Here is a 25,586-nt window from a genome sequence, read left to right as displayed (position 1 = left end):
CGGGCCGGCGCCGACCCGCGCCGACCGCGACGATCAGCGGGTTAGAAGGTACCTCCCGATCCCGCTCCCGGGCAGCGGGCGGGACGACCGGACCCGGCGCCCCGCCCGCTGCCCGGAGAGCCTCCGCTCCGGGAACACGGCGGAAGCGGCGGATAACGTTCCGGCATGTCCGTTCTGTGGTGGATCGTGCTGTCCGGGCTGGCCATGAGCGCGCTGGCGCTGACGGGCGGCATCGCGCTGCTGCTGCCCGAGCGGGCGTTCAGGCGTGTGGTGGTTCCGCTGGTGGCCCTGGCGGCCGGCGCCCTGCTGGGCGGCGCGCTGTTCCACATGCTGCCCGAGTCGGTGCGGGTACTCGGCAACGACCTGACCGTCTACGCGTGGGTGGCCGCGGGGCTGCTGTCGTTCCTGGTGCTGGAGCAGTTCCTGCACTGGCACCACTGCCACCGCCCGGTGTCGGACCACCGGCCGCTGGGCTGTCTGATCCTGATCGCCGACGGGCTGCACAACCTCGTCGGCGGGATGGCGGTGGGCGGCGCGTTCGTGGTCGACGTCCGGCTGGGCCTGGTGACGTGGCTGGTGGCCGCGGCGCACGAGGTGCCGCAGGAACTGGGGGACTTCGGCATCCTGGTGCACAGCGGCTGGAGCCCGCGCCAGGCCCTGGCGTACAACCTGGTCTCGGCCCTCACCTTCCCCCTGGGCGGCCTGGCCGCCTACGCCGCGGCCGACGGGATCGACGTCGCCGTGCTGGTGCCGTTCGCGGTCGGCAACTTCCTCTACATCGCGGTCGCGGACCTGCTTCCGGAGATCACCACCTCCCCCGTCCCGCGGGAGAAGGTCCTGCACACCGCGAGCTTCGCGCTGGGCCTGGCCGCCCTGCTGGGCATCGCCCTGCTCGCCTAGCGGCCGGCCGGCGCCGCGCCGGGCTCCGTCCGGCGCCGGTCACGGCCGCGCGCCCCGGGCAGGGCCCGGATCTCCCCGTCGGTCGGAGGGTCGGCGAACGTCTCCGCCTCCTCCGCCGGGATCCCGTCGACGATCAGAAGGAAACCCGCCCCCTCGTCCTCGGCATCCTCCACGATCTTCACCCGGTGGCCGTCGACCACCCGTTCCCCGACCACGCGTTCCACCGCGGCTCCCTCCGGCTCGGGACAGGAGGCCGGGGCCCCGGGCCCGCACCGGCTGACCGGGGCGGCGGGGAAGTCTCCCGTCCGATACGCGCGAACCGTGATTTATGCGACATCGGAGACAGTGGAAAAGGAGGATCCCATGAGCTGCTGGTGCGGACACGGTCCCTGGCATCACTACGTCCACCCCCGCTCTATCCGCCTCCGGGCTACTACCCCCCGCCCGAGTCCTACGGCCCCCCGCCCGAGCCGCCGAGCTCCGGCCGGAGCTCGGCCGACACCGGTGAACTGGCCGATCACCTGCGCGATCTGAGGGAGGAGATCGCCCGGCTCCGCCGCGATCTGGAGGAACTGCGCCGATCGCGCCGGACGGAGGACTGACAACCGCCGCGGCGCACCCGAACGGAGTGCCGGTGACCGGCCCGACCGTCGTACGCACCGGCTCCCGCGGCCGCTTCCACGGCCCGGCCCCGGCGTCCCTGCCGCGCCGGGCCCACCGGGCGCCCGGCCCGTCGCCGTGACCCGCTCGCGCCCCGGAGGCATCCCGCCGTGACGGCGGACACCGAAGGACACCCACGGGGGGACGACGACGGGCCGACGAAGAAGGACGACCACCGCCTCGCGCACTTCGCCGCCGAGGCCGCCGGCTCCCGGAGAGCCGGGAACGGCTCGTCGGCGCCTCGCCCGGAAGGCCGGGCGCGGCAGGGACGCCGGGGCCGGTCGCTCGTCGCACGGCTGCCGGGCGCACACCGTCCCCGTGACGCGGTCCCCTCGTCCACGACCGCCCCGGTCCGCTGCTGCCCGACCTCCTGGTCTGCCGCACCGATACGGTCGCGCGCTCCCGTTCCGCCTGCACGGAGTTCAGGCGCCCACAACGAGAAACGGGCCCCGGGAGTGACTTTCACCACTTCCGGAGACCCGCTCCTCGGTACTTCTCTGTGCGCGAGGGGGGAGTTGAACCCCCACGCCCTTTCGGGCACTGGAACCTGAATCCAGCGCGTCTGCCTATTCCGCCACCCGCGCATGGGTGTTGCCGCTTCGATTCTCCCACACCTTCCGGAAGGTTCTCGTCCGGTTCGGTGGGATCGCCTGGCGACACACAGAACATTAGCACGCTGTCCGGGGTGGTCTCACACCCATATCGACCGCCCACGGTTTGGGACACTGGCCCCGTGCCACCTCTACGATCCGTGTGAGGGTCGGCACCCGCGCGCCGGGCCCCGGGTGGGGAACCAGCCGTTCACCCCGCGCGTGGATACGATCAGTAAGCAGTATTGGAAGGCAACGCGTCGTGCGCGACCGCGACCGGCGCACTAGAGCCGTGGGCATCGGGGAAGGAGGTGCACCGTGGGAGTTCTGAAGCGCTTCGAGCAGCGTCTCGAGGGTCTCGTCAACGGCACCTTCGCCAAGGTGTTCAAGTCCGAGGTGCAGCCCGTCGAGATCGCGGGCGCCCTCCAGCGCGAGTGCGACAACAACGCCACCATCTGGAACCGGGAGCGGACGGTCGTTCCCAACGACTTCGTCGTCCAGCTCAGCGCCCCGGACTTCGAGCGCCTCAGCCCGTACTCCGGCCAGCTCGGCGACGAGCTGGCCGGCATGGTGCGCGAGTACGCCAAGCAGCAGCGCTACACGTTCATGGGCTCGGTCAAGGTCGGCCTGGAGCGGGCCGACGACCTCGACACCGGCCTGTACCGGGTGCGCAGCCGCACCCTCGCCTCCAGCAGCTCCCAGCACCAGTCACCGCAGGGCGCACCGCCTCCCGCACACGCCCCCGGCGCCCCCGGCGCCCCCGGCGGTTACGGATACCCGCCGCAGCGCCCGGCCGGGCCGCCGCCCATGCCGGCCGGGCCGCCTCCCGGACACGCCCCCGGCGCTCCGGTGCCGCCCGCCCAGACCCGCCGCTGGATCGAGATCAACGGCACCCGACACCAGATCTCCCGCCCCACCATGGTGCTGGGCCGCTCCACCGAGACCGACGTGCGCATCGACGATCCCGGCGTCTCGCGGCGCCACTGCGAGATCCGGGCCGGACACCCGGCGACGGTCCAGGATCTGGGCTCCACCAACGGCATCGTGGTGGACGGACAGCACACCACGCGCGCTACGCTCCGCGACGGCTCACGCATCGTCGTGGGCAGCACCACGATCATTTACCGGCAAGCCGAAGGGTGAAGCGGGGGCAATGTCAGAGCTGACCCTGACGGTCATGCGGTTGGGTTTTCTCGCCGTACTGTGGCTGTTCGTCATCGTGACCGTGCAGGTCATCAGGAGCGACCTCTTCGGCACCCGTGTGACCCAGCGCACGGCCCGCCGCGCCGAGGCACAGCGCCCTCCCCAGCCGCGCCAGGCCCCGCAGCAGCCGGCCCGCGGCGGGCGGCAGCGCCGCGGCGCCCCGACCAAGCTGGTGGTCACCGAGGGGTCGCTCACCGGCACCACCGTGGCCCTCCAGGGCCAGACCATCACACTCGGCCGGGCCCACGACTCGACGATCGTGCTGGACGACGACTACGCCTCCAGCCGCCACGCCAGGATCTACCCGGACCGCGACGGCCAGTGGATCGTCGAGGACCTGGGCTCCACCAACGGCACGTACCTGGACCGGACCCGGCTCACCACACCGACGCCGATCCCGCCCGGTGCGCCGATCCGCATCGGCAAGACGGTCATCGAGCTGCGGAAGTAGTGAACGCGACCATGACGACCGGAGGGTGGGCACCGTGCGGATGTACCCGGAGCCGACGGGCGAGGTGCGCATGAGTCTGTCACTGCGCTTCGCCGCCGGATCGCACAGAGGAATGATCCGCGAGGGCAACGAGGACTCCGGCTACGCCGGTCCCCGGCTGCTCGCGATCGCCGACGGGATGGGCGGCCAGGCCGCCGGCGAGGTCGCCAGCTCGGAGGTGATCTCGATCCTCGTGCAGCTGGACGACGACGTCCCCGGCTCCGACCTGCTCACCTCGCTGGGCACCGCGGTGCAGCGCGCCAACGAGCAGCTGCGCGTCATGGTCGAGGAGGACCCCCATCTGGAGGGCATGGGCACCACGCTCACCGCCCTGCTGTGGACGGGCCGTCGGCTCGGCCTGGTGCACGTCGGCGACTCCCGCGCGTACCTGCTGCGCGACGGCCGGCTCACCCAGATCACACAGGACCACACCTGGGTCCAGCGCCTGGTGGACGAGGGCCGGATCACCGAGGAGGAGGCCACCACCCACCCGCAGCGCTCCCTGCTGATGCGCGCGCTGGGCAGCGGCGACCACGTGGAGCCCGACCTGTCCATCCGCGAGGTGCGGGCCGGGGACCGCTATCTGCTGTGCTCCGACGGCCTGTCCGGCGTCGTCAGCCACCAGACGATGGAGGAGACCCTCGCCGCCCACCAGGAGCCGCACGAGACCGTGCAGGAGCTGATCCAGCTCGCCCTGCGCGGCGGCGGTCCCGACAACATCACCTGCATCGTCGCGGACGTCCTGGACGTCGGCGACGACACCCTCGCCGGCCGGCTCAACGACACCCCGGTCATCGTCGGCGCCGTCGCCGAGAACCAGCAGCAGCTCGGCGACCCGGGCACCCTCCGGACCCCCGCCGCCCGCGCCGCCGAACTCGGCCGCGGCGGTGTGCCCCAGCAGCAGTCGCCCGAGGGCCCGCAGGGGAGCTTCGGCCCGCCCGGCAGCGGTGACGCCACCCCGCCCGCCGGGGCGTTCGGCGCCTACGCCGAGGACGACTTCGCCAAGCCGCGCAAGCGGTTCAGGTGGCTGAAGCGGATCTTCCTCGCCCTGCTCGTCCTCGGTCTGCTCGGCGGTGGCCTGTACGGCGCCCACAGATGGACCCAGACCCAGTTCTACGTCGGAGCCGACGGCGACCGCGTCGCGATCTACCGCGGCATCGGCCAGAAGCTGGGCTGGATCCAGCTCAGCGAGGTCGAGCGGAGCTCATCGGTCGAACTCAAGTACCTCCCGACCTACCAGCGCAACGAGGTCGAGGCCGGAATCTCCATGGACAGCCTCGACCAGGCGGAGAACCGGCTGGAGAAGCTGGCGGAGCAGGCCGAGGTCTGCGAGATCGTCGCCGCCCAGCGCAGGGAGAAGGAGCGCGCGGAGGCGGAGGCAGGGAAGGCCGACGAGAGCGGCTCCGCCAGCGAGGGCGCCGGGGCCGGCGAGCGCTCCGAGCCGTCCGCCTCCCCCGGCCCGACCGCGTCCTCCGACTCCCTCGACTCCGCCGCCACCGCCAGCACCAAGAGCCCGACCGCTCCCACCCCCGGCCCCACCCTTCCGGAGGAGCAGCAGAGGCTCGCCAAGCAGTGCACCACGTCATAGGGGGCCGCACGCCATGAGCACCAGTCAAGCCACCGGGACCACCGGCAGCAACACGACGATCTCCCCCGGCGGTCTGCCCAGCCGCCGCAACACCGAGCTGGCGATGCTCGTCTTCGCCGTGCTGATCCCGGTGTTCGCCTACGCCAACGTGGGCCTGGCCATCAACGGCGAGATGCCCGCGGGCATGCTCGGCTACGGCCTCGGCCTCGGTCTGATGGCCGGCGTGGCCCACCTCGTGGTGCGCAGATTCGCGCCGTACGCCGATCCGCTGATGCTGCCGATCGCCACGCTCCTCAACGGGCTGGGGCTGGTGCTGATCTGGCGGCTCGACCAGTCGGAGCGGCTGGTGGACCCGCCCGGCGCGTCCAGTCAGCTGATGTGGTCCGCACTGGGGATAGCACTCTTCCTCGCGGTGCTGATCTTCCTCAAGGACCACCGCATCCTGCAGCGGTACACCTACATCTCCATGGTCGTCGCGCTGGTCCTGCTGATCCTGCCGATGTTCTTCCCCGCGGTGAACGGCGCCAAGATCTGGATCTCCATCGGCGGGATGTCCATCCAGCCCGGCGAGTTCGCCAAGATCATCATCGCGGTCTTCTTCGCCGGCTATCTGATGGTGAAGCGGGACGCCCTGGCGCTGGCCAGCCGACGCTTCCTGGGCCTGTACCTGCCGCGCGGCCGCGATCTGGGCCCGATCCTGGTGATCTGGTGCCTGAGCGTGCTCATCCTGGTCTTCGAAACCGATCTGGGCACCTCGCTGCTCTTCTTCGGTCTCTTCGTCGTGATGCTCTACGTGGCCACCGAGCGCACCAGCTGGATCCTCTTCGGCCTCACCCTGGCCGTCGTCGGCGCGGTGGCCGTGGCCAGCTTCGAGCCCCATGTGCAGAGCCGTGTCCAGGACTGGCTCGACCCCTTCCACACCGTCCGCGAGACCGGCCGGGCCAACCAGCCCGCACAGGCCTTGTGGGCCTTCGGCGCGGGCGGCATCCTCGGCACCGGACTGGGCCAGGGCAACTCCGACCTGATCATGTTCGCGGCCAAGAGCGACTACATCTTCGCCACCGTCGCCGAGGAACTGGGCCTGACCGGTGTCATGGCTTTCGTGCTGCTGTACGGCCTGCTCGTCGAGCGCGGCATCCGCACCGCCCTGGCCGCCCGCGACCCGTTCGGCAAGCTGCTGGCCGTCGGACTGTCCGCGGCCTTCGCCATCCAGGTCTTCGTGGTGGCCGGCGGTGTGATGGCCCTGATCCCGCTGACCGGTATGACCATGCCCTTCATCGCCCAGGGCGGCTCGTCGGTCATCGCCAACTGGGCGCTGGTCGCGATCCTGCTGAAGATCAGCGACACCGCCCGGCGGCCCGCGCCGGCTCCCGCACCCTCACCCGATGCCGAGATGACCCAGGTGGTCCGATCGTGAACAAGCCCCTGCGCCGTGTCGCCATCTTCTGCGGCCTGCTGATGGTGGCCCTGATGGTCCGCAGCAACTGGATCCAGTTCGCCCAGGCCGACGATCTGCAGAACGACAAGCACAACCGCCGGGTCGCCATCGAACGGTACGCCCAGCCGCGCGGCAACATCATCGTCGACGGCAAGGCGATCACCGGTTCGAAAGAGGTCGAGGGCACCGACTTCAAGTACAAGCGGACGTACAGGAACGGCAAGACCTGGGCCCCGGTGACCGGCTACGCCTCCCAGGCCTTCGGCGCCACCCAGCTCGAGGGCATCTACGACGGCATCCTCACCGGCGACGACGACCGGCTGTTCTTCAACCGCACCATCGACATGCTCACCGGCAAGGACCAGAAGGGCGGCAACGTCGTCACGACGCTGGACGCGAAGGTCCAGAAGGCCGGCTTCGAGGCCATGGGCGACAAGAAGGGCGCCGCCGTCGCGATCAACCCCGAGACGGGCGCGGTCCTGGGTCTGGTCAGCACCCCCTCCTACGACCCGTCCTCCTTCGCGGGAAGCTCCTCCAAGGACGCCGAGAAGTGGAACGCCCTGCTGAAGGACGAGGACGAGCCGCTGCTCAACCGGGCGCTGCGCCAGACCTACCCGCCCGGCTCGACGTTCAAGGTCGTCACCGCCGCCGCGGCGCTGGAGAGCGGCCTGTACGAGAGCATCGACGAGAAGACCGACTCCCCCGACCCGTACGAGCTGCCCGGCACCAGGACCGACATGGTCAACGACGGCAACCACCCCTGCGAGGACGCCTCGCTGCGGGTGGCCATGCAGTGGTCGTGCAACACCGTCTTCGCGAAGATCAGTCACGAAGTGACCAACGAGAAGATGATCGAGTACTCCGAGCGGTTCGGCTTCAACCAGGAGCACTTCGTCCCGGTCCGCACCGCCGAGTCCGTCTACCCCGAGGACATCGACTCGCAGAACGCCCAGGCCGGCATCGGCCAGGCGTCCAACCGCGCCACCCCGCTCCAGATGGCCATGGTCGCCGCCGCCGTCGCCAACGACGGCAAGCTGATGGAGCCGTACATGATGGACCAGCTCGTCGCGCCGAGCCTCAACGTCGTCGAGGAGCACAAGCCCAGGGAGATGGGCGAGGCGGTCTCGGGGGAGAACGCCCAGAAGCTCCAGCAGATGATGGAGACGGTCGTCGAGAAGGGCACGGGAACCCCCGCGCAGATCGACGGCGTCACAGTGGGCGGCAAGACCGGTACCGCGCAGCACGGCGAGAACAACGAGAAGAACCCGTACGCCTGGTTCATCTCGTACGCCAAGACCTCCGACGGCTCCACCCCGATCGCCGTCGCGGTCGTCGTCGAGAGCGCCGACGTCCTCCGCGACGACATCGCGGGCAGCAAGCTGGCCGCTCCGGTGGCCAGGGCCATGATGGAGGCGGCTCTCGACGGCAAGAGGTGACCGGGAGGCACCGGTCACGTCGGCGGTCACGTCGGCGGTCGCATCCCGGCCTGCCGCACGGTCCGGGTACCGTATGCCGAGCAGCACCGCCGGACCGCGCAGGGAGACGGTCAGGACGCACGGAGAGGGCTGGAGACTATGGAAGAGCCGCGTCGCCTCGGCGGCCGGTACGAGCTGGGCTCGGTGCTCGGCCGGGGTGGTATGGCCGAGGTCTACCTCGCCCATGACACCCGCCTGGGCCGCACCGTCGCGGTGAAGACCCTCCGGGTGGACCTCGCGCGCGACCCCACGTTCCAGGCTCGTTTCCGCCGTGAGGCCCAGTCCGCCGCCTCGCTCAACCATCCGGCGATCGTCGCCGTCTACGACACCGGCGAGGACTACGTCGACGGGATCTCCATCCCGTACATCGTCATGGAGTACGTGGACGGCTCGACCCTGCGCGAGCTGCTGCACTCCGGGCGCAAGCTGCTGCCCGAGCGCTCCCTGGAGATGTGCGTCGGCATCCTCCAGGCGCTGGAGTACTCGCACCGCAACGGCATCGTCCACCGCGACATCAAGCCCGCGAACGTCATGCTGACACGCACCGGGCAGGTCAAGGTGATGGACTTCGGCATCGCCCGCGCCATGGGCGACTCCGGCATGACCATGACCCAGACCGCCGCCGTCATCGGCACCGCCCAGTACCTCTCCCCGGAGCAGGCCAAGGGCGAGACGGTCGACGCCCGCTCCGACCTGTACTCCACCGGCTGCCTGCTGTACGAGCTGCTGACGGTCAGACCCCCGTTCGTCGGGGACTCCCCCGTCGCGGTGGCGTACCAGCACGTGCGCGAGGAGCCGCAGCCGCCCAGCTCCTTCGATCCCGAGATCGCGCCCGAGATGGACGCCATCGTCCTCAAGGCGCTGGTGAAGGACCCGGACTACCGCTACCAGTCCGCCGACGAGATGCGCGCCGACATCGAGGCGGCCCTGGACGGCCAGCCGGTCGGCGCCGCGGCGGCCATGGGAGCGGCCGCCTACGGCACGGGCGGCGGCTACCACCCCGACGACCAGCCCACCACCGCCCTGCGCGCCACGGCCCCGGTGTCCGCCCAGACGTCGATGCTGCCGCCGATGCGCGAGGACGACGGCGGCTACGGCTACGACGAGCGGCCCGACCGGCGGCGCGGCGGCGGGGGCCGCAACCAGCTCTCCACGATCCTGCTGGTCCTCGGCGGCATCCTGGTGCTGGTCGGCGCGGTCTTCATCGGCAAGGTGATCTTCAGCCCCACCGAGAACAACCCGAAGGTGCCGAACCTGATCGGGAACACTTTCGAGGAGGCCGGGCAGAAGGCTGCCAATTCCAGACTCGAGGTCACCAAGGGCGCCAGCGAGTTCTGCGAGGAGAAGAAGGGCACCGTCTGCAAGACCGATCCGGTGGCCGGCACCGAGGTCGAGGAGGGTGAGACGGTCACCCTGATCATGTCCAAGGGCCCCAGCGAGGTCGAGGTCCCCGACGTCGTCGGCGAGACGGCGGACGACGCCGAGCAGGAGCTGAAGGACGCGGGCTTCGAGGTCAAGCGCGAGACCGAGGTCTCGGAGCAGCCGGCCGGCACCGTCACCGAGCAGGATCCGGCGAGCGGCGGGAGTGCCAAGCCTGGCACCACCGTCACCATCACGGTGGCCACCGAGGACCCGCGGCCGACCATGCCGCCCGTCGTCGGGCAGGACTTCGAGGCGGCCAGGAAGCAGTTGCAGGACGCGGGCTTCACCAACATCTCGCGCGCCGAGCAGGAGAACGCCGAGAAGCCCCCGAACACGGTCCTCAAGCAGGACCCCCCGGGGAACCAGAAGGTCGAGGCGGACACCCCCATCACCCTGATCGTGGCCAAGGCGCCCGCTCAGGAGCAGGTGGCCGTCCCCGCCATCCCGGCGGGCACACCGCTCAAGGACGCCCGCAAGACGCTCCAGGACGCCGGCTTCAAGGTCAATGTGTCGGGTCCCGGCGACGACAACGCCGTCGTCCTCACCACCGAACCGCCCGCCGGCACCCAGCTCAAGAAGGGCGAGGCGGTCACCGTGCGCACCTTCGGCGGCGGAGGCGGGGACGGCGGGCCGGGCGGTGGCGGCGGCTTCATCGAGGGGATGACCGGCGGGGACGACTGATCCCGACGGGCGCCCGCCGCCCGTGAGGCCCGTACGTACGCGGAAAGCCCGGGGGCCCCGACCGGTCGGGGCCCCCGGGCTTTCCGTCCCCGTTCCCGGGCGGGCGGGCGCGGGCCCGCGCCCGCCCGTCGGCGCCCGCCGCTCAGCGCAGCTCCTCGGGCGGGGTGCGCTGCTCGTCCACCTTCTCGGTGCGCACCAGCTCGCCCCACACGATGTAGCGGTAGTCGGAGGTGAGGATGGGGGTGCAGGTCGTCAGGGTGATGTAACGGCCGGGCTTCTTCTTCCCGGACTCCTCGGGGATGTCCGCCAGTACGCCGACGTTGTACTTGGAGGTCTTGGGAAGCGTCTCGTAGACCTTGTAGACGTACCAGGTGTCCTCGGTCTCCACCACGACCGGGTCGCCCTCGTCGATCTTGTGGATGTCGTGGAACTTGGCGCCGTGGCCGTCGCGGTGCGCGGCCAGCGAGAAGTTGCCCTCGCCCTCCCACGGCGGCGCGGCCTCCACGGGATCGGTGTAGTAGCCGGCGACGCCCTTGTTCAGCTCCTCGGTGTCGGTGCCCTTCTTGATCAGCACCTCGCCGCCCATCGACGGCACATGGAGGAAGCCGACGCCGTCCCCGCCCTCGTACTCCTTCTTCCCCTCGCCGCCCGGCCCGTCCTGCGCCCAGCTCTCGCGCACCTCGTCGCCGTCGCGCTCGGCCTCGCGGTTGGCGAGCACGTTCGTCCACCACAGCGAGTAGGCGACGAAGAGGGCCAGCACCACACCGGCGGTGATCAACAGCTCGCCCAGCAGGCTGACGACGGCCGGAAGCCACGGGCGGCGGCGGGGGGCGGGCGGCGGATCCGTCCGCGAACCGTTGTCCTGGTCGATCACTGCCACCCGACGCACCGCCCGTTCCCCTCCGCAGTTCCTGCGCGCAGGCTATCGGACGAGGGCGTCCGGCTTCCCCTCGCTGCGCGGGCGCTCCTCGGCCAGCTTCCCCCAGACGATCATCCGGTATTTCGAGGTGAACTCGGGCGTGCAGGTGGTCAGGGTGATGTACCGCCCCGGCCCGGTGAACCCCGATCCCTCGGGGACGGGGTCTATGACGCTGACGTTCGACGGCAGGGTGGAGTCGAGGCGGTTGGCCATCTCGTAGACGTAGTAGGTGTCCTTGGTCTCCACCACGATCGGGTCGCCCGGGTCGAGCTTGTTGATGTAGCGGAACGGCTCGCCGTGGGTGTTGCGGTGCCCGGCCACCGCGAAGTTGCCCTTCTCGTCCCAGGGCATCGCCGTCTTCAGGGGATCATCGCCGTAGTGGCCGACCATGCCCCGGTCGAGGACGCCGTCCTCGTCCACCCCCTCGGCGACGGGCACCTTCACGTCCAGTTTGGGGATGTGCATGATCGCGAACCCCTCGCCGGCGGAGAAGGCCCCGGGGTCGCGGTTCTCCTCGTCCCCCTTCTCGCCCCACCGCTGCTCCAGCTTCTTCGCCTCGTCGCCCGCCTGGCGGTCGGCGATCACGTTCGTCCACCACAACTGGTAGGACACGAACAGCAGCATCACCACACCGAGGGTGATGAACAGCTCTCCGAGGACCCGGCTGGCGACCACCATCGGGCTCTCCCGGCTCGCCCGCTGGGCCCGCCGCCGCGCGGCGCGACCGCCGGGCCGGGGCACGCCGGCCTCCGGCGCGGGTCCGGGGGCGGGTCCGGGGGTGGGGGGCTCCTCGCGCGGTGCCGGGCGCGCGGCCTCCACCCGGCGCAGCGCCATCGTCTCGTCCGCCGGGAGATGCGCCTGCCGCAGTGCCATCGTCTCGTCGTCGAGGGCGGGCGCGGACACCGGCGCGGACCGGGAAAAGGGCTCGGGGGCGGAGCCGGGCCCGGGAGCGGCCGGTCGGTACGCCTCCGCGTACGGGCCGGCGTAGGGCGCGTACGCCTCCGGCCGCTCCTCCTCCCGTACCTGCTCCTGGCCCGGCAGCGGGTCGCTCAGCGGATCGGCGAGCCGTCCCACCGCGGCCTCGAATGCCTGCTGCTCGGCCTGCTCAACATAGGCACCGGCGTCGGCGGGCGGGCCGGCCCGGTGGCGTCCGGCGGGCGGGTCACCCCCGCGGACGCCCTCCGGACGCAGGGCCGTCACGCCCCGACCACGGGGGCCAACCCCCGCGAGCGCTCCACGGCGCCGGTGTCACCGCACTCCGCGAGCCAGTTGGCGAGCATCAGATGGCCCCACTCGGTGAGCACCGACTCCGGGTGGAACTGCACGCCCTCCACCGGCAGTCCGCGGTGGCGCAGCCCCATGACCACGCCCGTCTGCGTCCACGCGGTGACCTCCAGCTCCGCCGGGACGGTGGCGGGCTCGACGGCGAGCGAGTGGTAGCGGGTGGCGGTGAAGGGGGAGGGCAGCCCGGCGAAGACACCGCCGTCGCCATGGCTGACCAGCGACGTCTTGCCGTGCAGCAGCTCCGGTGCCCGGTCCACCACGCCGCCGTACGCCACGGCCATGGACTGCATGCCGAGGCAGACGCCGAAGACCGGCACACCGGTCGCGGCACAGTGCCGGACCATCTCGACGCAGACCCCGGCCTCCTCGGGCGTGCCCGGCCCGGGGGAGAGCAGCACGCCGTCGAAGGAGTCCCGCGCGTGCTCGGGGCGGACCTCGTCGTTGCGGAGCACCTCGCACTCGGCACCGAGCTGGTAGAGGTACTGGACGAGGTTGAAGACGAAGCTGTCGTAGTTGTCGACGACCAGGATTCGCGCGCTCATCGGCCCTGCCCCGATCCGGCCCGGCCCTCGTCGACCGTCACGTCGCTGAACGGGAGCAGGGGCTCCGCCCAGGGGAAGACGTACTGGAAGAGCACGTAGACAACCGCCAGGGCCAGCACGAACGAGAGCAGCGCCCGTACGGGCGCGTTGCCCGGCAGATGCCGCCAGATCCAGCCGTACATGCCGTGTAGCCGTCCCTTCTGTTACTCGCGCAACCAGAGTACGGGTACGCGGACCCGGCGGGAGGCACAAGTCCCGCAATGCGTCGCAGGCCACCCCCGGTTCAGCCGCCGGCCGCCTCGCCCACCGGTGTGCTCCGGGTCAGGTCGACCGCGCCCGAGTAGCCGGGGAGGGTCACCTCGTCGTGCTCGTCGACCGACCAGTCCAGGCCGTAGGCGTCGACGTACTCCCGGTAGTTGCGGACGGCGGGTGCGGCGTCCAGCGCCTCGCGCATCCGGCCGGGGTCGCCGACGGCGGTGACGGTGTACGGCGGGGAGTACAGGCGTCCCTGGAGGATCAGGGTGTTGCCCACGCAGCGCACCGCGCTGGTGGAGATCAGCCGCTGGTCCATGACCTTCATGCCCTCGGCACCGCCCGCCCACAGCGCGTTGACCACGGCCTGGAGGTCCTGCTGGTGGACGACGAGGTCGTTGGGCTGGGGCTCGGGGATGCCGGGCATGCGGGCGGTGGCGTCGGGCGGGGCGTCGTCGAGGGTGACGGTGAGGCCGGAGCCGGAGAGCTTCCTCGTCCCCGCGGTCCGCTCCAGCTCCTCGAAGACGCGCTTCTCGCTCTCCGTGCCGCCGCTGTCGCGCCGGGCGAGGGCGTCGACCTCCCGGCGCAGAGCGCCAACGGAATCGTTCAGCGCCTCGATGTCGTAGCTGCGGTCCTCGATGAGGTCGGACAGCCGCAGCATCGAGTCGTCGGTGCGCAGGTCGGTGCCCTGGGCGGTGTTGAAACTGATCCAGAAGAGGAAGCCCGCGAGGGCGAAGACGCCCGCCGTGGCGAGCCGGACGGGCCGGAAGCGGGAATTGATCACCTTACCCTTGTCTCCCTCCAGCACGCGGAAGTACTACGCTAGCGGAATCAGGAATCGTCCCCTCCCCGGCCTCCCTCCGGATCCCGGACCGGGCTCCGGCCGCCGGGGAAGGGCCATCACGAACAGGCCCTCGCGGTCACGCAGCGCATCGACAGGAGAGTCCCTCGTGCCGAAGTCACGGATCCGCAAGAAGGACGAGTTCACACCGCCGCCGGCGAAGCAGGCCGCGAGCATCAGCCTCACATCGGGGCGGAGCTGGGTCGCGCCGCTGATGCTGGCGCTGTTCCTGATCGGGCTCGCATGGATCGTCGTCTTCTATGTGACGACGGGCGATCTGCCGATCCAGTCGATCGGCAACTGGAACATCGTGGTGGGCTTCGGCTTCATCGCGGCGGGGTTCGTCGTCTCCACTCAGTGGAAGTAGCCGCACCACAACCCGCCACGACCGGACCGAGTCCGCCCCGCGGCAGCGTTATCCACAGGTCTTCCACAGCCCTGGGAAAACTTCAGAAGATCTGTGGATAACTTTTCAGTCCGTCGGTCGTTATGACTGATGACCCTCGGTAGGCGAGTGGGCCCGGCCCCCGTCACCCTGGGGAAACACGCATGCGCGCGGCCGCCGGACATGCGCGCCGACGGCCGCCCACACCATGCACAAGACCGGTCACCTGCTGTGGATAACCTCTGGCCACAGCTTCGTACGCAGCAGTCAGCGGCCGAGCAGTTCCACCGTGCGGACCACGCAGACGACCGCGATGGCCAGCAGCACCGCGGCCATCGTCCCGTACTGCACGAGCGTGCGCCGGGCGCGCGGGGCGTACACCATCGCGTAGGCGATGACCGCCCCCACCACCAGGCCGCCGATGTGCGCCTCCCAGGCGATGTTCGGGATCCTGAAGGTGATGAACAGGTTGATCGCCAGCAGCACCAGGATGGGACGCATGTCGTACCGCATCCGCCGCACCAGCACCGCGGTGGCGCCGAACAGCCCGTAGATCGCGCCCGAGGCGCCCAGCGACTCCTGGGTCTGCGCGGCGAGCAGATACGTCAGCGCGCTGCCGCCCAGCGCGGACAGCAGGTACAGCGCCAGGAAGCGCCAGCGGCCCAGCGCCGCCTCCAACTGCGGGCCGAGCCACCACAGCGCCAGCATGTTGAAGCCGATGTGCCAGATCTCCTGGTGCAGGAAGGCCGAGGTCAACATGCGGTGCCACTCGCCGTCCGCGACCCCGACCCAGTCGGCCGCCGCCGGATCGTAGGCGTAGCCCAGCATCGTCAGCGCGCCGAGCAGCGAGCGGTCGTCGGCGGCGAGCACCGCGAAGAACACCGCCACGTTGATCCCCAGCAGCACCTTGGTGACCAGGCGCTGGTCGGCGGCGACGGTGCCGCCCGCCAGGGTGCGCGGCCGGGCGTCGCCCGCGGCGCGGCCCGTACCGGAACCGCCTCGCACGCACTCGGGGCACTGGTAGCCGACCGAGGCCGGGATCATGCACTCGGGACAGATCGGCCGGTCGCAGCGGGCGCAGGAGATGCCGGTCTCCCGGTCCGGGTGCCGGTAGCAGCGCGGCATCGCCGGCCGCGCCCCGTCCTGCTGGTCCTCCATGGCCACCTCAACGCCCCCTCACGACGGACACGGCACGCCCCCGCCCACGGTCGTGGCATACCCACGGGGGCGGAGAACACCGCCCCCTCCGTCCTACGGACGGACGAGGCGGTGGGTTCCCGCCGGGCGGCCCGGCCACGCGGCGCGCACGAGGCCGGACCCTTCGGTACTCAGCGCCTCTCAGCGCTTCTCGATGACCACCGACTCGATCACGACGTCCTGCAGCGGACGGTCGGTGCGCTGGTTGGTCGGGGTGGTCGCGACGGCGTCCACGACCCGTCGGCCCGCGTCGTCGGCGACCTCGCCGAAGATGGTGTGCTTGCCGGTCAGCCAGGCCGTCGGGGAGACGGTGATGAAGAACTGCGACCCGTTGGTGCCCGGGCCGGCGTTGGCCATCGCCAGCAGGTACGGCTTGTTGAAGGCCAGGTCGGGGTGGAACTCGTCACCGAACTCGTAACCCGGACCGCCGGTGCCGTTGCCCAGCGGGTCGCCGCCCTGGATCATGAAGCCGCTGATCACCCGGTGGAAGACCGTGCCGTCGTACAGCCGGTCCGTGGACTTCTTCCCGGTGGCCGGGTGGGTCCACTCGCGCTTGCCCTCGGCGAGTTCGACGAAGTTCTTGACCGTCTTGGGCGTGTGGTCCGGGAAGAGCCGGATGGTGATGTCGCCCTGGTTGGTCTTCAGGGTGGCGTAGAGCTGCTCGGCCACGGTCTACCTTCCGTCTGCACTTTCGGAACCCCCCGATCCTCGCACAGCCCGGCCCCCGGTGCCGTTCGGCGGGGGCCGGGCCGCGGAACCCCGTGCGCCGCACGGACCGGAGGGATCACGGGAGCGCGTGGACGACAGGAAGGGCGGAACGGGCAAAACCGCTTTCACCGCAAGAAGTGCCGTAAATGCGGCATAGCCCGTATGCCTGTTGAGACATGCCTCGACACCGTTGTGAAGGCATGATCTTCAACATGGGTGGAAGGCGGAAGACACACGCCACCGACGAGGAGGAGATCCCGTGACCCGCATGGACAGCGTGCGCAGCGCGACCGACAACGCAAGGGAGACCGTGCGGCACGCCGCGGAAGCGGTGGCACCGAAGGTGGCCCTCGCGGCCGGACAGGCCCGGTCCACGGTGCGCGGACAGTACGCCGCCCGTGTCGCGCCGCGGCTGGAGCAAGCCCGCGAGACCCTGCCCCCCGCGGTCGACCTGGCCGCCGCCCGGGCCGCCCACCGCACCCGCGAGGCGGCGCGTACGGCGGGCGAGTACGCGGCCCCCCACGTCGAGGCCGCCCGCGCCGCGGCCGGCCCGGTCCGGGAGGCGGCGGTGGCCCGCTCCACCGCGGCCGCCGCCGCGCTGCGCGGCGAGCTGACCGCACAGGACATCCGCAAGCTCGCGCGGCGCAAGGCCCGCCGGGCGCGCAGGGGCCAGGCGTTCAAGCGGCTGATGGTGGTCGGTGTCGTCGCCGGCGGCGCGGCGGCCGTCTGGAAGTGGTGGGAGAAGCAGTCCAGCCCCGACTGGCTGGTCGAGCCCCCGGCCGCCACCGAGGTCGGCGACGAGGCGGCCGTCATGGAGAGCACCGCTTCCGCCGAGCCGAAGGCCGGGGCGACGGCCGCCCGGACCGACACCCAGGGCGCCTCCTCCGAGGCCGCCCCGTCGGACGAGGAGCGCTGACGGCGCCGGCGCCTCCCTCCCGGCGGGCGGCCCCGTCGCCGCCTTCACGGGAGCCTCGCGAAGCGACACGGCACGCAGCAGGCCCGGTGCCGCGGAATCCATGGATCCCGCGGCACCGGGCCTGTGCGGTGTGGAGCTTAGGGGAGTCGAACCCCTGACATCTGCCATGCAAAGACAGCGCTCTACCAACTGAGCTAAAGCCCCGCCATGGAACAGAGTACCCAATGCCCCGGGTTGGTTCCGACCGGGTATCGCTCCGCGTGCGCCGCCTCCGTAGGATGCTCCGGAAGTTCGCTCCAGCGAAGCGGACCCGGGGAGACAGGGGAGAGAGCGATGGACGCAGCGCAGCAGGAGGCGACCGCCCGGGCGAGGGAACTGCAGAGCCAGTGGTACGGCGAACCGCTGGGCACCCTCTTCCGCCGGCTCATCGACGACCTCGGCCTCAACCAGGCACGGCTGGCCACGGTGCTCGGCCTCTCGGCCCCCATGCTCTCCCAGCTGATGAGCGGCCAGCGGGCGAAGATCGGCAACCCCGCCGTCGTCCAGCGGGTCCAGGCGCTGCAGGAACTGGCCGCCGAGGTCAGCAAGGGAACCGTCACCGCGGCCGAGGCCACCCAGCGCATGGACGAGATCCGCCGCACCGCCGGCGGCAACGTGCTGACCTCCTCCACCCATGTCACCCCCTCCGGCGGCCAGGCCACGACCGTCAAGCGCGTCGTACGCGAGATCCAGGCGCTGCTGCGCTCGGTCGCGGACGCGGCCGACATCATCGAGGCCTCCGACTCCCTCGCCGAAAGCCACCCGGAACTGGCAGAGTTCCTGAGGGTGTACGGAGCGGGCAGGACCGCCGACGCGGTCCGGCACTACGAGGCGCACCAGGCCTGAGGACGGCGGCGGCCGGCGGGACGGGCAACCGGCGGGGACAGGGACGAGGCGGGCACAGCGCGATGGGCGAGGTCTTCGCGGGTCGGTACGAACTGGTCGACCCGATCGGACGCGGCGGCGTGGGCGCGGTCTGGCGCACCTGGGACCACCGTCGCAGACGCTATGTGGCCGCCAAGGTCCTCCAGCAGAGCGACGCGCACACCCTGCTTCGGTTCGTCCGCGAGCAGGCGCTGCGCATCGACCACCCCCACGTCCTGGCCCCGACGAGCTGGGCCGCCGACGACGACAAGGTCCTGTTCACCATGGACCTGGTCCGCGGCGGGTCGCTCGCGCACCTCATCGGCGACTACGGCCCCCTGCCCCCGGCGTACGTGTGCACACTGCTCGACCAGTTGCTGTCGGGGCTCTCCGCGGTGCACGCCGAGGACGTGGTGCACCGCGACATCAAGCCCGCCAACATCCTGCTGGAGGCCACCGGCACCGGCCGGCCCCATCTGCGGCTGTCCGACTTCGGCATCTCGATGCGCAAGGGCGAACCACGGCTGACCGAGGCCGACTACGTGGTCGGCACGCCCGGCTACTTCGCCCCCGAGCAGCTCATGGGCGCCGAGCCGGACCTCCCCGCCGACCTGTACGCGGCCGGGCTGGTGGCGCTGTATCTGCTGACCGGCCGAAAACCCGACTCCCGGGCGCTGGTGGAGGCGTACGTCCACGGGGTGCCGCCCGCGCCGCAGGGCATCCCCGAGCCGCTGTGGCAGGTGCTGGGCACCCTGCTGCACCCCGATCCGGAAGCCCGCTTCCGTACGGCCACGGGCGTACGCAGGGCGCTGGCGTCCGCCGTGGAGCTGCTGTCGGCGGACGCCACGGCGGAGCAGGAGGCCGTGGAGGTCTTCGACCAGATCGGTCCGCTGCCGCCGGGGTTCGGGCCGGACGGGCCGGAGAACCGGGAGGGCCCGCGGGACACCGGGAGCCCCGGGCAGGGGCCGGAGGGCGGCAGCGAGGAGGGCCGGAAGGCCACGGCGTTCCCGGTCTCCGACACCGGGAGCTTCCACCTTCCCCCGCCCGTGCGGGCGTACGCCCAGGAGCCGCCGCAGGCCCCGCCGTTCCCGGCGCCGGCCCCTCCCGCGGCCCAGGCCCACGCACCGGCGCCGTCGCAGGAGACCACGCGGACGTCCCCCGGAGCCCCCGCCCAGCCGTATCCGCACCCGCACCCGTATCAGCAGCCGCCCCTCGCCGACATGCCGACGCGGCCGCCGCTGCCGACGCAGCCCTACACGGCCGCCCGGCCGCTCTCCCCCGCCGGCCCGGCGGACACGGGGCACCGTGCTCCCGCGGCGCACAGGCCGGGGCCGCACCCGAAAGTGGCGGCCCCGCTCCTGGTGCTGGCCCTGGTACTCATCGCCGTCGGCGTCTGGGCTCTGACCCGGGCGCCCTGACGCCCTGACGTCCTGGCCCACGACCCGGCCCCTCAGGCGCGGGCCGCGCTCCGCCGGGCGAGGAGCGTCCACAGTCCGAGCCCCAGGATCATCGCGGTGCCGGCGCCGATCCCGGTCCAGCCCAGCAGCCGCAGGGTGTCTCCGCTCTCCGCGGCCGACCGGCTCAGTCCCTCGGCCGCGGCCTCGCGGTCGCCCTCGGTGACCCCGAAACCGGCCTCCTCGGCGTCCCCGTCGTACCCGGGACCGGCCTCCGGCTCGCCCACGACCGTGGTGCGCAGCACCACCGGCACCGTGCCGTCGACGGACTCGGCCAGCTTCCCGTTCGCGTGCACCGCGATGTAGTACCAGCCGGCGAAGCGCGTCTCGCCGAGCTCCGTGCTGCCGTCGAAGCGGTTGGCGAAGGCGACGCGCTGCCCGTCCAGCCGGTACGCGGCGGGCTTGTCGGGCCGGTAGCCCACGCCGTCGGTGCCGATCCGCCCGCGGGCGGTGTTGTAGAAGTCCACCCTGAAGGCGCCGCTGACGTACGGGGCTCTGTCACCCTTGGCCCTGGCCGTGCCGAACTCCACCTGGGTGTGGAGCCGCTGGCCCCAGTCGAGCGGCACCTTGTAGAAGCGGGTCTCGCCGGGCCGCAGCCGGTCGCTCCAGTTGCCCTCGCCCATGCCGGGCGCGTCGTTGAAGCCGGTGCCGCCCTCGATGAGCCTGGTCTCCCCCTTGGGCGCCCCCGGCGGGCTCGGCGTCGCGGCGTCGGGTGCGGCCTCGGACGGGCCGCCGGGGGCCGGATTCCGCAGCCCCGGCTCCCGCATGAAGGAGATCTCCAGGGGCCAGCGGCCGGCGTCGGCGGTCTCGTCGCTGTCCCGCTCCACGGAGAAGTGGTAGACGCCGGGCTCCTGGCAGTGGCCGTCCTCCTTGATCATGCGCCCGGCGAGGTCGGCGATCGGACGGGCCGTGTCGTCGGAGCCGAAACTCACGTCCCCGTCACCGCAGTCGGTGCCGTCCGCCGACTCCAGGGCGACCTCGATGCCGTCCATGCCCTCGACCCGGCTGCCCGGCTCGGGCAGGGCGGTCGCGGAGATCCAGGCGTTGGACTCGCCGTCCAGCGCGACGCTGTAGTACCTCCGCTCGCCCGGCCCGATGTCGTCGGTGTAGAAGCCCGGTTCGATGGCCGGCCCGTGGGCACTGCTCTCCTCGCCCTCGACGCGCCGGGCGTCCGGAGCCGTCCCGTACGCGGGCGGGTCCTCCGGTCCGGCCGACCGCGCGGCCGCGGTGCCCGGCAGTGCCGCGACCGCGCACAGCGCCGCCGCGGCGGCCAGTGAGCTCCTCATCGTGCGTCCCGCCCGCCCCTTCACCATGCGCCACCCTCCGTCGTGCCGTTCGCCGTGCCGCCGGCGCCGCCGTCCTTCGCCGCTCCCGTAAGCGCCGCCGCGCACCCGCACGACCGCGTGTACACGGCCGCAGCGGCGACGGCCGGACCGGACCATCCTGCACCGCCGGAGCCCGGGCCGTCGTCCTCGGCCGTCGAACCGGAGGGTTCCGGCACCATCACCGGTGAGGCGTTGCCTTCCGCAACCGTCCGCAGTGCCGCGGGAGCCCCCGGGGGAGTCTTCCGGGGAGCCGCGACGGTGAGCGGTGCCGTGATCAGGGGCGGGGTCGCCCCGCAACTCGGCGCCGCGGCCGTGCGGCGGTGGAGTCGTGCCATGCGTCTCGCCCCCTCGGGCGCGCCTCTGCGGTGACTTCACGGAAGCATCCGCGTGCATTTGCTGACGCGTACGTCGACGCGGTCGCCGTCATGGTCCCGCACCATGTGTGCCCGGCCGTACCGGGACGCCCGGACCGGTGCGCGGAGACGGCGAAGCCCCGGCCGGAGACCGGCCGGGGCTTCGCGCGAAGTACCGGTTGCTCTCAGACGCCCGAACCTGCGGGCACGGAGTCGGTCGCCTCCGTCCACAGATCCTGCTCGGCGCGGTCCGCCTGGATCTGGCGGTACACGAGGAGCCCGCCGACGGCGGCCAGTGCGATCAGGAGAAGCTTCTTCACCGCGCTACCTCGTCCTTCTAGACGTTGGGACCTACTGGCGCCCGATGATACCCAAGCGGGCATCCCGGCAGAGCGACCGACCCGGGCGGGCGGCACCCGCCGGCCCGCACCTCACAGACGCGTCCCAGGCACCTCGCAGGGCCTCGAACGCCTGACGCCCGGCCCCTCCGGGGAGGGTCCGGGCGTCAGGTCCGCCGTGTGGGGCTAACAGGACTTGAACCTGTGGCCTCTTCCTTATCAGGGAAGCGCTCTAACCGTCTGAGCTATAGCCCCGCGCTGCACCGAAAGATTAGCGCACTTCAGCCGCGTCCCAAAATCGCGTCGGTCCGCGGCCGCTCCGGTGCGGCACCCGGGAGACTCCCGGGGTCACTCGTCCTCCGCGAGGGTCACCTCGACACCGCCGACGAGGCCGGCCGACATGTTGTAGATGAACGCCCCCAGCGTGGCCAGGGCCGTCATCAGCACCACGTCGATCACCGCCACCACCGAGGTGAAGGTCAGCACCCGGGGCAGGGACAGGAAGCCCTGGAGGTCGAAGCCCCCGCCGCTGTCCGAGGAGGTCGCCTCGCTGACCGTCCCGCCGACCGCCGCGAACACTCCCATGGCGTCCATCACCATCCACAGCACGGCCACCGCGATGACGGTGCAGATGCCCAGGGCTATCGACAGCAGGAAGCCGACCTTCATCACCGACCACGGGTCGACCTTGGCCACCCGCAGCCGCGCCTTGCGCGTCCTGGGGACCGTACGGGCGCCGGTGCGCGAGCGGCGCATGACGTCCTGCCGGAGGTCACCCCGCTCCTCCTGGGCGGCCCGCGGCGGCGGGGTGCCGCCCGGCGGGGGCGGGTACGCCTGCGGTGGCTGGTGCGGCTGCGGCGCGCTCGCGTGCTGCTGGGCCTGCGGCTGCGGTTGCGGGTGGGCACTGGTCACGGTTGTTCCCCCACGGTGGGATTCGCCCTGTCGTCGAGCGTCGTCAGCGGCCGGTCCACGGGCGCCGCCGTCATCGTCGCCGCCCCTGGCGGCGCCCGCGGCTCCACTCACGTTCTGTCTACTCCTCGTTCTCCGGAGCCGCCTCGGCGGTCGTCTCCGGGGAAGACGTCTGCGCGGACTCCGCGGCGCCGTCCCCGGCACCCGTTTCCGCCTCGACCTCCTCGGCCTCTCGGCCTGCCTCGGCATTGCGTGCGATACCGACCACGGCGTCGCGCTTGCCGAGGTTGATCAACTGGACGCCCATCGTGTCACGTCCGGTTTCCCTGACCTCGGCGACCCGCGTACGGATCACGCCGCCGCCGAGGGTGATGGCGAGGATCTCGTCCGTCTCCTCGACCACCAGGGCCCCCACCAGCGAACCGCGGTCCTCGACGATCTTGGCCGCCTTGATGCCCAGACCGCCACGGCCCTGCACGCGGTACTCGTCCACGGCCGTGCGCTTCGCGTACCCGCCATCGGTGGCGGTGAAAACGAACGTACCGGCTCGCACCACGTTCATCGAGAGCAGTTCGTCCCCTTCGCGGAAACTCATGCCCTTCACACCGGATGTGGCGCGCCCCATCGGGCGCAGCGCGTCGTCGGTGGCGGTGAACCGGATCGACTGCGCCTTCCTGCTGATCAGCAGCAGGTCGTCCTCGGACGAGACCAGCTCCGCGCCGATCAGCTCGTCCTCGCCGCCGCCCTCCAGCTCCCGGAGGTTGATGGCGATGACGCCGCCGGAGCGGGGCGAGTCGTAGTCCTTCAGCGGGGTCTTCTTCACCAGGCCCGACTTGGTGGCCAGCACCAGGTACGGCGCGGCCTCGTAGTCCCGGACCGCCAGGATCCGGGCGATCGTCTCGTCCGGCTGGAACGCCAGCAGGTTCGCCACGTGCTGGCCGCGCGCGTCCCGTCCGGCGTCCGGCAGCTCGTACGCCTTCGCCCGGTAGACGCGGCCCTTGTTGGTGAAGAACAGCAGCCAGTTGTGGGTGGTGGTGACGAAGAAGTGGTCGACGATGTCGTCTTCCTTGAGCTTCGTACCGCGCACACCCTTGCCGCCGCGCTTCTGCGAGCGGTAGTCGTCGGTCTTCGTGCGCTTGACGTAGCCGCCGCGCGTGATGGTGACGACGATGTCCTCCTCGGCGATCAGGTCCTCGATGGACATGTCGCCCTCGAAGGGCACCAGCTTGCTGCGCCGGTCGTCGCCGTACTTGTCGACGATCGCGGCCAGTTCCTCGCTGATGATCCGGCGCTGCCGCTCGGGCGAGGCCAGGATCGCGTTGTACTCGTCGATCTTCGCCTGGAGCTCGTCGTGCTCGGCGGTGATCTTCTGCCGCTCCAGGGCGGCCAGGCGGCGCAGCTGCATCTCCAGGATCGCGTTCGCCTGGATCTCGTCGATCGCCAGCAGCTCCATCAGGCCCCCGCGCGCCACCTCCACGGTGTTGCTGCGCCGGATCAGGGCGATGACCTCGTCGATCGCGTCCAGAGCCTTGAGCAGACCGCGCAGGATGTGGGCGCGCTCCTCGGCCTTGCGCAGCCGGTAGCGGGTGCGGCGGACGATGACGTCGACCTGGTGGGTGACCCAGTTGCGGATGAACGCGTCCAGCGACAGCGTGCGCGGCACCCCGTCGACCAGGGCCAGCATGTTGGCGCCGAAGTTGGTCTGCAGATCGGTGTGCTTGTACAGGTTGTTCAGCACGACCTTGGCGACCGCGTCCCGCTTGAGGACGATCACCAGCCGCTGGCCGGTGCGCGAGGACGTCTCGTCGCGGACGTCCGCGATGCCGGCGATCCTGCCGTCCTTGACCAGCTCGGCGATCTTCAGCGCCAGGTTGTCCGGGTTGACCTGGTAGGGCAGTTCGGTGACGACCAGGCACTGGCGGCCCTGGATCTCCTCCACCTCGACCACCGCGCGCATCGTGATCGAGCCGCGGCCGGTGCGGTACGCCTCCTCGATGCCCTTGCGTCCCACCACCAGCGCGCCGGAGGGGAAGTCCGGGCCCTTGATCCGTTCCAGCAGCGCCTCCAGCAGCTCCTCGCCCGCGGCCTCGGGGTGCTCCAGGTACCACTGGGCGCCGGCGGCCACCTCGCGCAGGTTGTGCGGCGGGATGTTGGTGGCCATGCCGACCGCGATGCCCGCCGAGCCGTTGACCAGCAGGTTGGGGATGCGCGACGGCAGGACGGTCGGCTCCTGGTTGCGGCCGTCGTAGTTGTCCTGGAAGTCGACGGTCTCCTCGTCGATGTCCCGGAGCATCTCCATGGCCAGCGGCGCCATCTTGCACTCGGTGTAGCGCATGGCCGCCGCCGGGTCGTTGCCCGGCGAGCCGAAGTTGCCGTTGGAGTCCACCAGCGGCATCCGCATCGACCACGACTGGGCCAGCCGGACCAGGGCGTCGTAGATGGAGGTGTCGCCGTGCGGGTGGTAGGTGCCCATCACGTCGCCGACGACGCGGGCGCACTTGTAGAAGCCCTTCTCGGGCCGGTAGCCGCCGTCGTACATGGCGTACAGCACACGGCGGTGCACCGGCTTGAGCCCGTCGCGCACGTCGGGCAGCGCACGCGAGACGATCACGCTCATCGCGTAGTCGAGGTACGAGCGCTGCATCTCGGTCTCTAGGCTGACCGGCTCCACCCGGAGTCCGGCACCCTCGTCGACCACGGGGGTGCCCGGAGGCGGCGCCAGGGGACCGGGGACGGCGTCGCCCTCGATCGGGGCAGGGGTGGTCTCGTCGGCCATTACTGGTCAATCCCTTCGTTGAGCGGCGTACGGCCGA

General features: G+C 71.4%; 24 protein-coding genes and 3 tRNA genes. 12 read left to right on the top strand and 15 right to left on the bottom strand.

What is annotated here, in order from left to right:
* Positions 1-165: 165 nt before the first annotated feature.
* Positions 166-900 (top strand): ZIP family metal transporter, encoded by a 735-nt coding sequence (locus ACGRHY_RS13370; protein ID WP_394635565.1) that lies wholly within the window; start codon positions 166-168, stop codon positions 898-900.
* Here ACGRHY_RS13370 and ACGRHY_RS13365 read toward each other — a convergent pair.
* Positions 897-1,124, bottom strand: coding sequence for a hypothetical protein (locus ACGRHY_RS13365; protein WP_394635564.1), 228 nt, complete (start codon positions 1,122-1,124; stop codon positions 897-899). The genes ACGRHY_RS13370 and ACGRHY_RS13365 overlap by 4 nt on opposite strands.
* A 150-nt stretch (positions 1,125-1,274) precedes the next feature.
* Here ACGRHY_RS13365 and ACGRHY_RS13360 point away from each other — a divergent pair, with 150 nt between their 5' ends.
* The gene (locus tag ACGRHY_RS13360) at positions 1,275-1,502 is read left to right on the top strand and encodes a hypothetical protein (protein ID WP_394635563.1); all 228 of its coding nucleotides are present in this window, start codon (positions 1,275-1,277) and stop codon (positions 1,500-1,502) included.
* A 558-nt stretch (positions 1,503-2,060) separates the two neighbouring features.
* On the opposite strand, the gene ACGRHY_RS13355 is transcribed toward ACGRHY_RS13360, so the two are convergent.
* Positions 2,061-2,144: transfer RNA gene (locus tag ACGRHY_RS13355), tRNA-Leu, on the bottom strand.
* Between the two features lie 324 nt (positions 2,145-2,468).
* Here ACGRHY_RS13355 and ACGRHY_RS13350 point away from each other — a divergent pair.
* The 6 genes from ACGRHY_RS13350 (at position 2,469) to pknB (ending at position 10,447) form a co-directional block, all read left to right on the top strand.
* A complete protein-coding gene (locus ACGRHY_RS13350) occupies positions 2,469-3,293 on the top strand; it encodes an FHA domain-containing protein (protein WP_394635562.1) in 825 nt (274 codons plus the stop codon).
* A gap of 10 nt (positions 3,294-3,303) precedes the next feature.
* Positions 3,304-3,804 (top strand): FHA domain-containing protein FhaB/FipA, encoded by a 501-nt coding sequence (locus tag ACGRHY_RS13345; protein ID WP_394635561.1) that lies wholly within the window; start codon positions 3,304-3,306, stop codon positions 3,802-3,804.
* Positions 3,805-3,874: 70 nt separating this feature from the next.
* Entirely contained in the window at positions 3,875-5,431 is a 1,557-nt protein-coding gene (locus tag ACGRHY_RS13340) for a Stp1/IreP family PP2C-type Ser/Thr phosphatase (RefSeq protein WP_394635560.1), read from the top strand.
* Positions 5,432-5,444: 13 nt separating this feature from the next.
* Complete coding sequence (locus ACGRHY_RS13335) at positions 5,445-6,848, top strand: FtsW/RodA/SpoVE family cell cycle protein (protein WP_394635559.1); 1,404 nt, start codon at positions 5,445-5,447, stop codon at positions 6,846-6,848.
* On the top strand, positions 6,845-8,305 hold the full coding sequence (locus ACGRHY_RS13330) for a peptidoglycan D,D-transpeptidase FtsI family protein (RefSeq protein WP_394635558.1): 1,461 nt from the start codon (positions 6,845-6,847) through the stop codon (positions 8,303-8,305). Before ACGRHY_RS13335 ends, ACGRHY_RS13330 begins: the two co-directional genes overlap by 4 nt.
* Positions 8,306-8,443: 138 nt before the next feature.
* The gene (gene pknB, locus ACGRHY_RS13325) at positions 8,444-10,447 is read left to right on the top strand and encodes a Stk1 family PASTA domain-containing Ser/Thr kinase (RefSeq protein ID WP_394635557.1); all 2,004 of its coding nucleotides are present in this window, start codon (positions 8,444-8,446) and stop codon (positions 10,445-10,447) included.
* 142 nt (positions 10,448-10,589) lie between these two features.
* On the opposite strand, the gene ACGRHY_RS13320 is transcribed toward pknB, so the two are convergent.
* From ACGRHY_RS13320 to ACGRHY_RS13300, 5 genes are all read right to left on the bottom strand, one after another.
* Positions 10,590-11,321 carry a class E sortase gene (locus ACGRHY_RS13320; RefSeq protein ID WP_394638034.1) on the bottom strand — a complete coding sequence of 244 codons (732 nt, stop codon included), beginning with the start codon at positions 11,319-11,321 and terminating at the stop codon, positions 10,590-10,592.
* A gap of 48 nt (positions 11,322-11,369) precedes the next feature.
* Positions 11,370-12,566: a class E sortase gene (locus tag ACGRHY_RS13315; protein ID WP_394635556.1), complete on the bottom strand. Its 1,197-nt coding sequence runs from the start codon at positions 12,564-12,566 to the stop codon at positions 11,370-11,372.
* Positions 12,563-13,192: an aminodeoxychorismate/anthranilate synthase component II gene (locus tag ACGRHY_RS13310; RefSeq protein ID WP_394635555.1), complete on the bottom strand. Its 630-nt coding sequence runs from the start codon at positions 13,190-13,192 to the stop codon at positions 12,563-12,565. The genes ACGRHY_RS13315 and ACGRHY_RS13310 overlap by 4 nt, the downstream gene beginning before the upstream one ends.
* On the bottom strand, positions 13,189-13,374 hold the full coding sequence (locus ACGRHY_RS13305) for a hypothetical protein (RefSeq protein WP_394635554.1): 186 nt from the start codon (positions 13,372-13,374) through the stop codon (positions 13,189-13,191). The genes ACGRHY_RS13310 and ACGRHY_RS13305 overlap by 4 nt, the downstream gene beginning before the upstream one ends.
* 101 nt (positions 13,375-13,475) lie before the next feature.
* The gene (locus ACGRHY_RS13300) at positions 13,476-14,228 is read right to left on the bottom strand and encodes a DUF881 domain-containing protein (RefSeq protein ID WP_394635553.1); all 753 of its coding nucleotides are present in this window, start codon (positions 14,226-14,228) and stop codon (positions 13,476-13,478) included.
* Positions 14,229-14,394: 166 nt separating this feature from the next.
* Between ACGRHY_RS13300 and crgA the strand changes: the two genes are divergently transcribed.
* Positions 14,395-14,652, top strand: a complete 258-nt coding sequence (crgA, locus tag ACGRHY_RS13295) for a cell division protein CrgA (protein ID WP_394635552.1) — start codon at positions 14,395-14,397, stop codon at positions 14,650-14,652.
* Positions 14,653-14,937: 285 nt separating this feature from the next.
* Here the strand turns inward: crgA and ACGRHY_RS13290 are convergent, their stop codons facing one another.
* The gene (locus tag ACGRHY_RS13290; RefSeq protein WP_394635551.1) at positions 14,938-15,828 is read right to left on the bottom strand and encodes a rhomboid family intramembrane serine protease; all 891 of its coding nucleotides are present in this window, start codon (positions 15,826-15,828) and stop codon (positions 14,938-14,940) included.
* Positions 15,829-16,008: 180 nt separating this feature from the next.
* Positions 16,009-16,536, bottom strand: coding sequence for a peptidylprolyl isomerase (locus tag ACGRHY_RS13285; RefSeq protein ID WP_394635550.1), 528 nt, complete (start codon positions 16,534-16,536; stop codon positions 16,009-16,011).
* A 298-nt stretch (positions 16,537-16,834) separates the two neighbouring features.
* On the opposite strand from ACGRHY_RS13285, the gene ACGRHY_RS13280 reads away from it, so the two are divergent.
* Positions 16,835-17,491, top strand: coding sequence for a DUF5324 family protein (locus tag ACGRHY_RS13280; RefSeq protein WP_394635549.1), 657 nt, complete (start codon positions 16,835-16,837; stop codon positions 17,489-17,491).
* 131 nt (positions 17,492-17,622) lie between these two features.
* Here ACGRHY_RS13280 and ACGRHY_RS13275 read toward each other — a convergent pair.
* Positions 17,623-17,695 (bottom strand) — tRNA-Ala (locus ACGRHY_RS13275).
* Positions 17,696-17,824: 129 nt separating this feature from the next.
* Here ACGRHY_RS13275 and ACGRHY_RS13270 point away from each other — a divergent pair.
* Together ACGRHY_RS13270 and ACGRHY_RS13265 are read left to right on the top strand one after the other, a co-directional pair.
* Complete coding sequence (locus ACGRHY_RS13270) at positions 17,825-18,376, top strand: helix-turn-helix domain-containing protein (protein ID WP_394635548.1); 552 nt, start codon at positions 17,825-17,827, stop codon at positions 18,374-18,376.
* 62 nt (positions 18,377-18,438) lie between these two features.
* The gene (locus tag ACGRHY_RS13265; protein WP_394635547.1) at positions 18,439-19,812 is read left to right on the top strand and encodes a serine/threonine-protein kinase; all 1,374 of its coding nucleotides are present in this window, start codon (positions 18,439-18,441) and stop codon (positions 19,810-19,812) included.
* 32 nt (positions 19,813-19,844) lie between these two features.
* Here the strand turns inward: ACGRHY_RS13265 and ACGRHY_RS13260 are convergent, their stop codons facing one another.
* From ACGRHY_RS13260 to gyrA, 5 genes are all read right to left on the bottom strand, one after another.
* Complete coding sequence (locus ACGRHY_RS13260) at positions 19,845-21,134, bottom strand: hypothetical protein (RefSeq protein ID WP_394635546.1); 1,290 nt, start codon at positions 21,132-21,134, stop codon at positions 19,845-19,847.
* A gap of 577 nt (positions 21,135-21,711) precedes the next feature.
* The gene (locus tag ACGRHY_RS13255) at positions 21,712-21,846 is read right to left on the bottom strand and encodes a DLW-39 family protein (RefSeq protein ID WP_217655894.1); all 135 of its coding nucleotides are present in this window, start codon (positions 21,844-21,846) and stop codon (positions 21,712-21,714) included.
* A 199-nt stretch (positions 21,847-22,045) separates the two neighbouring features.
* Positions 22,046-22,119, bottom strand: a tRNA-Ile gene (locus tag ACGRHY_RS13250).
* 93 nt (positions 22,120-22,212) lie between these two features.
* On the bottom strand, positions 22,213-22,887 hold the full coding sequence (locus tag ACGRHY_RS13245; protein WP_394635545.1) for a DUF3566 domain-containing protein: 675 nt from the start codon (positions 22,885-22,887) through the stop codon (positions 22,213-22,215).
* Positions 22,888-22,894: 7 nt separating this feature from the next.
* Positions 22,895-25,549, bottom strand: a complete 2,655-nt coding sequence (gyrA, locus tag ACGRHY_RS13240) for a DNA gyrase subunit A (protein WP_394635544.1) — start codon at positions 25,547-25,549, stop codon at positions 22,895-22,897.
* Positions 25,550-25,586 lie beyond the last annotated feature (37 nt).

It is taken from the genome of Streptomyces shinuiensis, from assembly GCF_043660855.1.
Lineage (GTDB): Bacteria > Actinomycetota > Actinomycetes > Streptomycetales > Streptomycetaceae > Streptomyces.
This window is presented reverse-complemented; position numbering and strand designations above follow the sequence as displayed.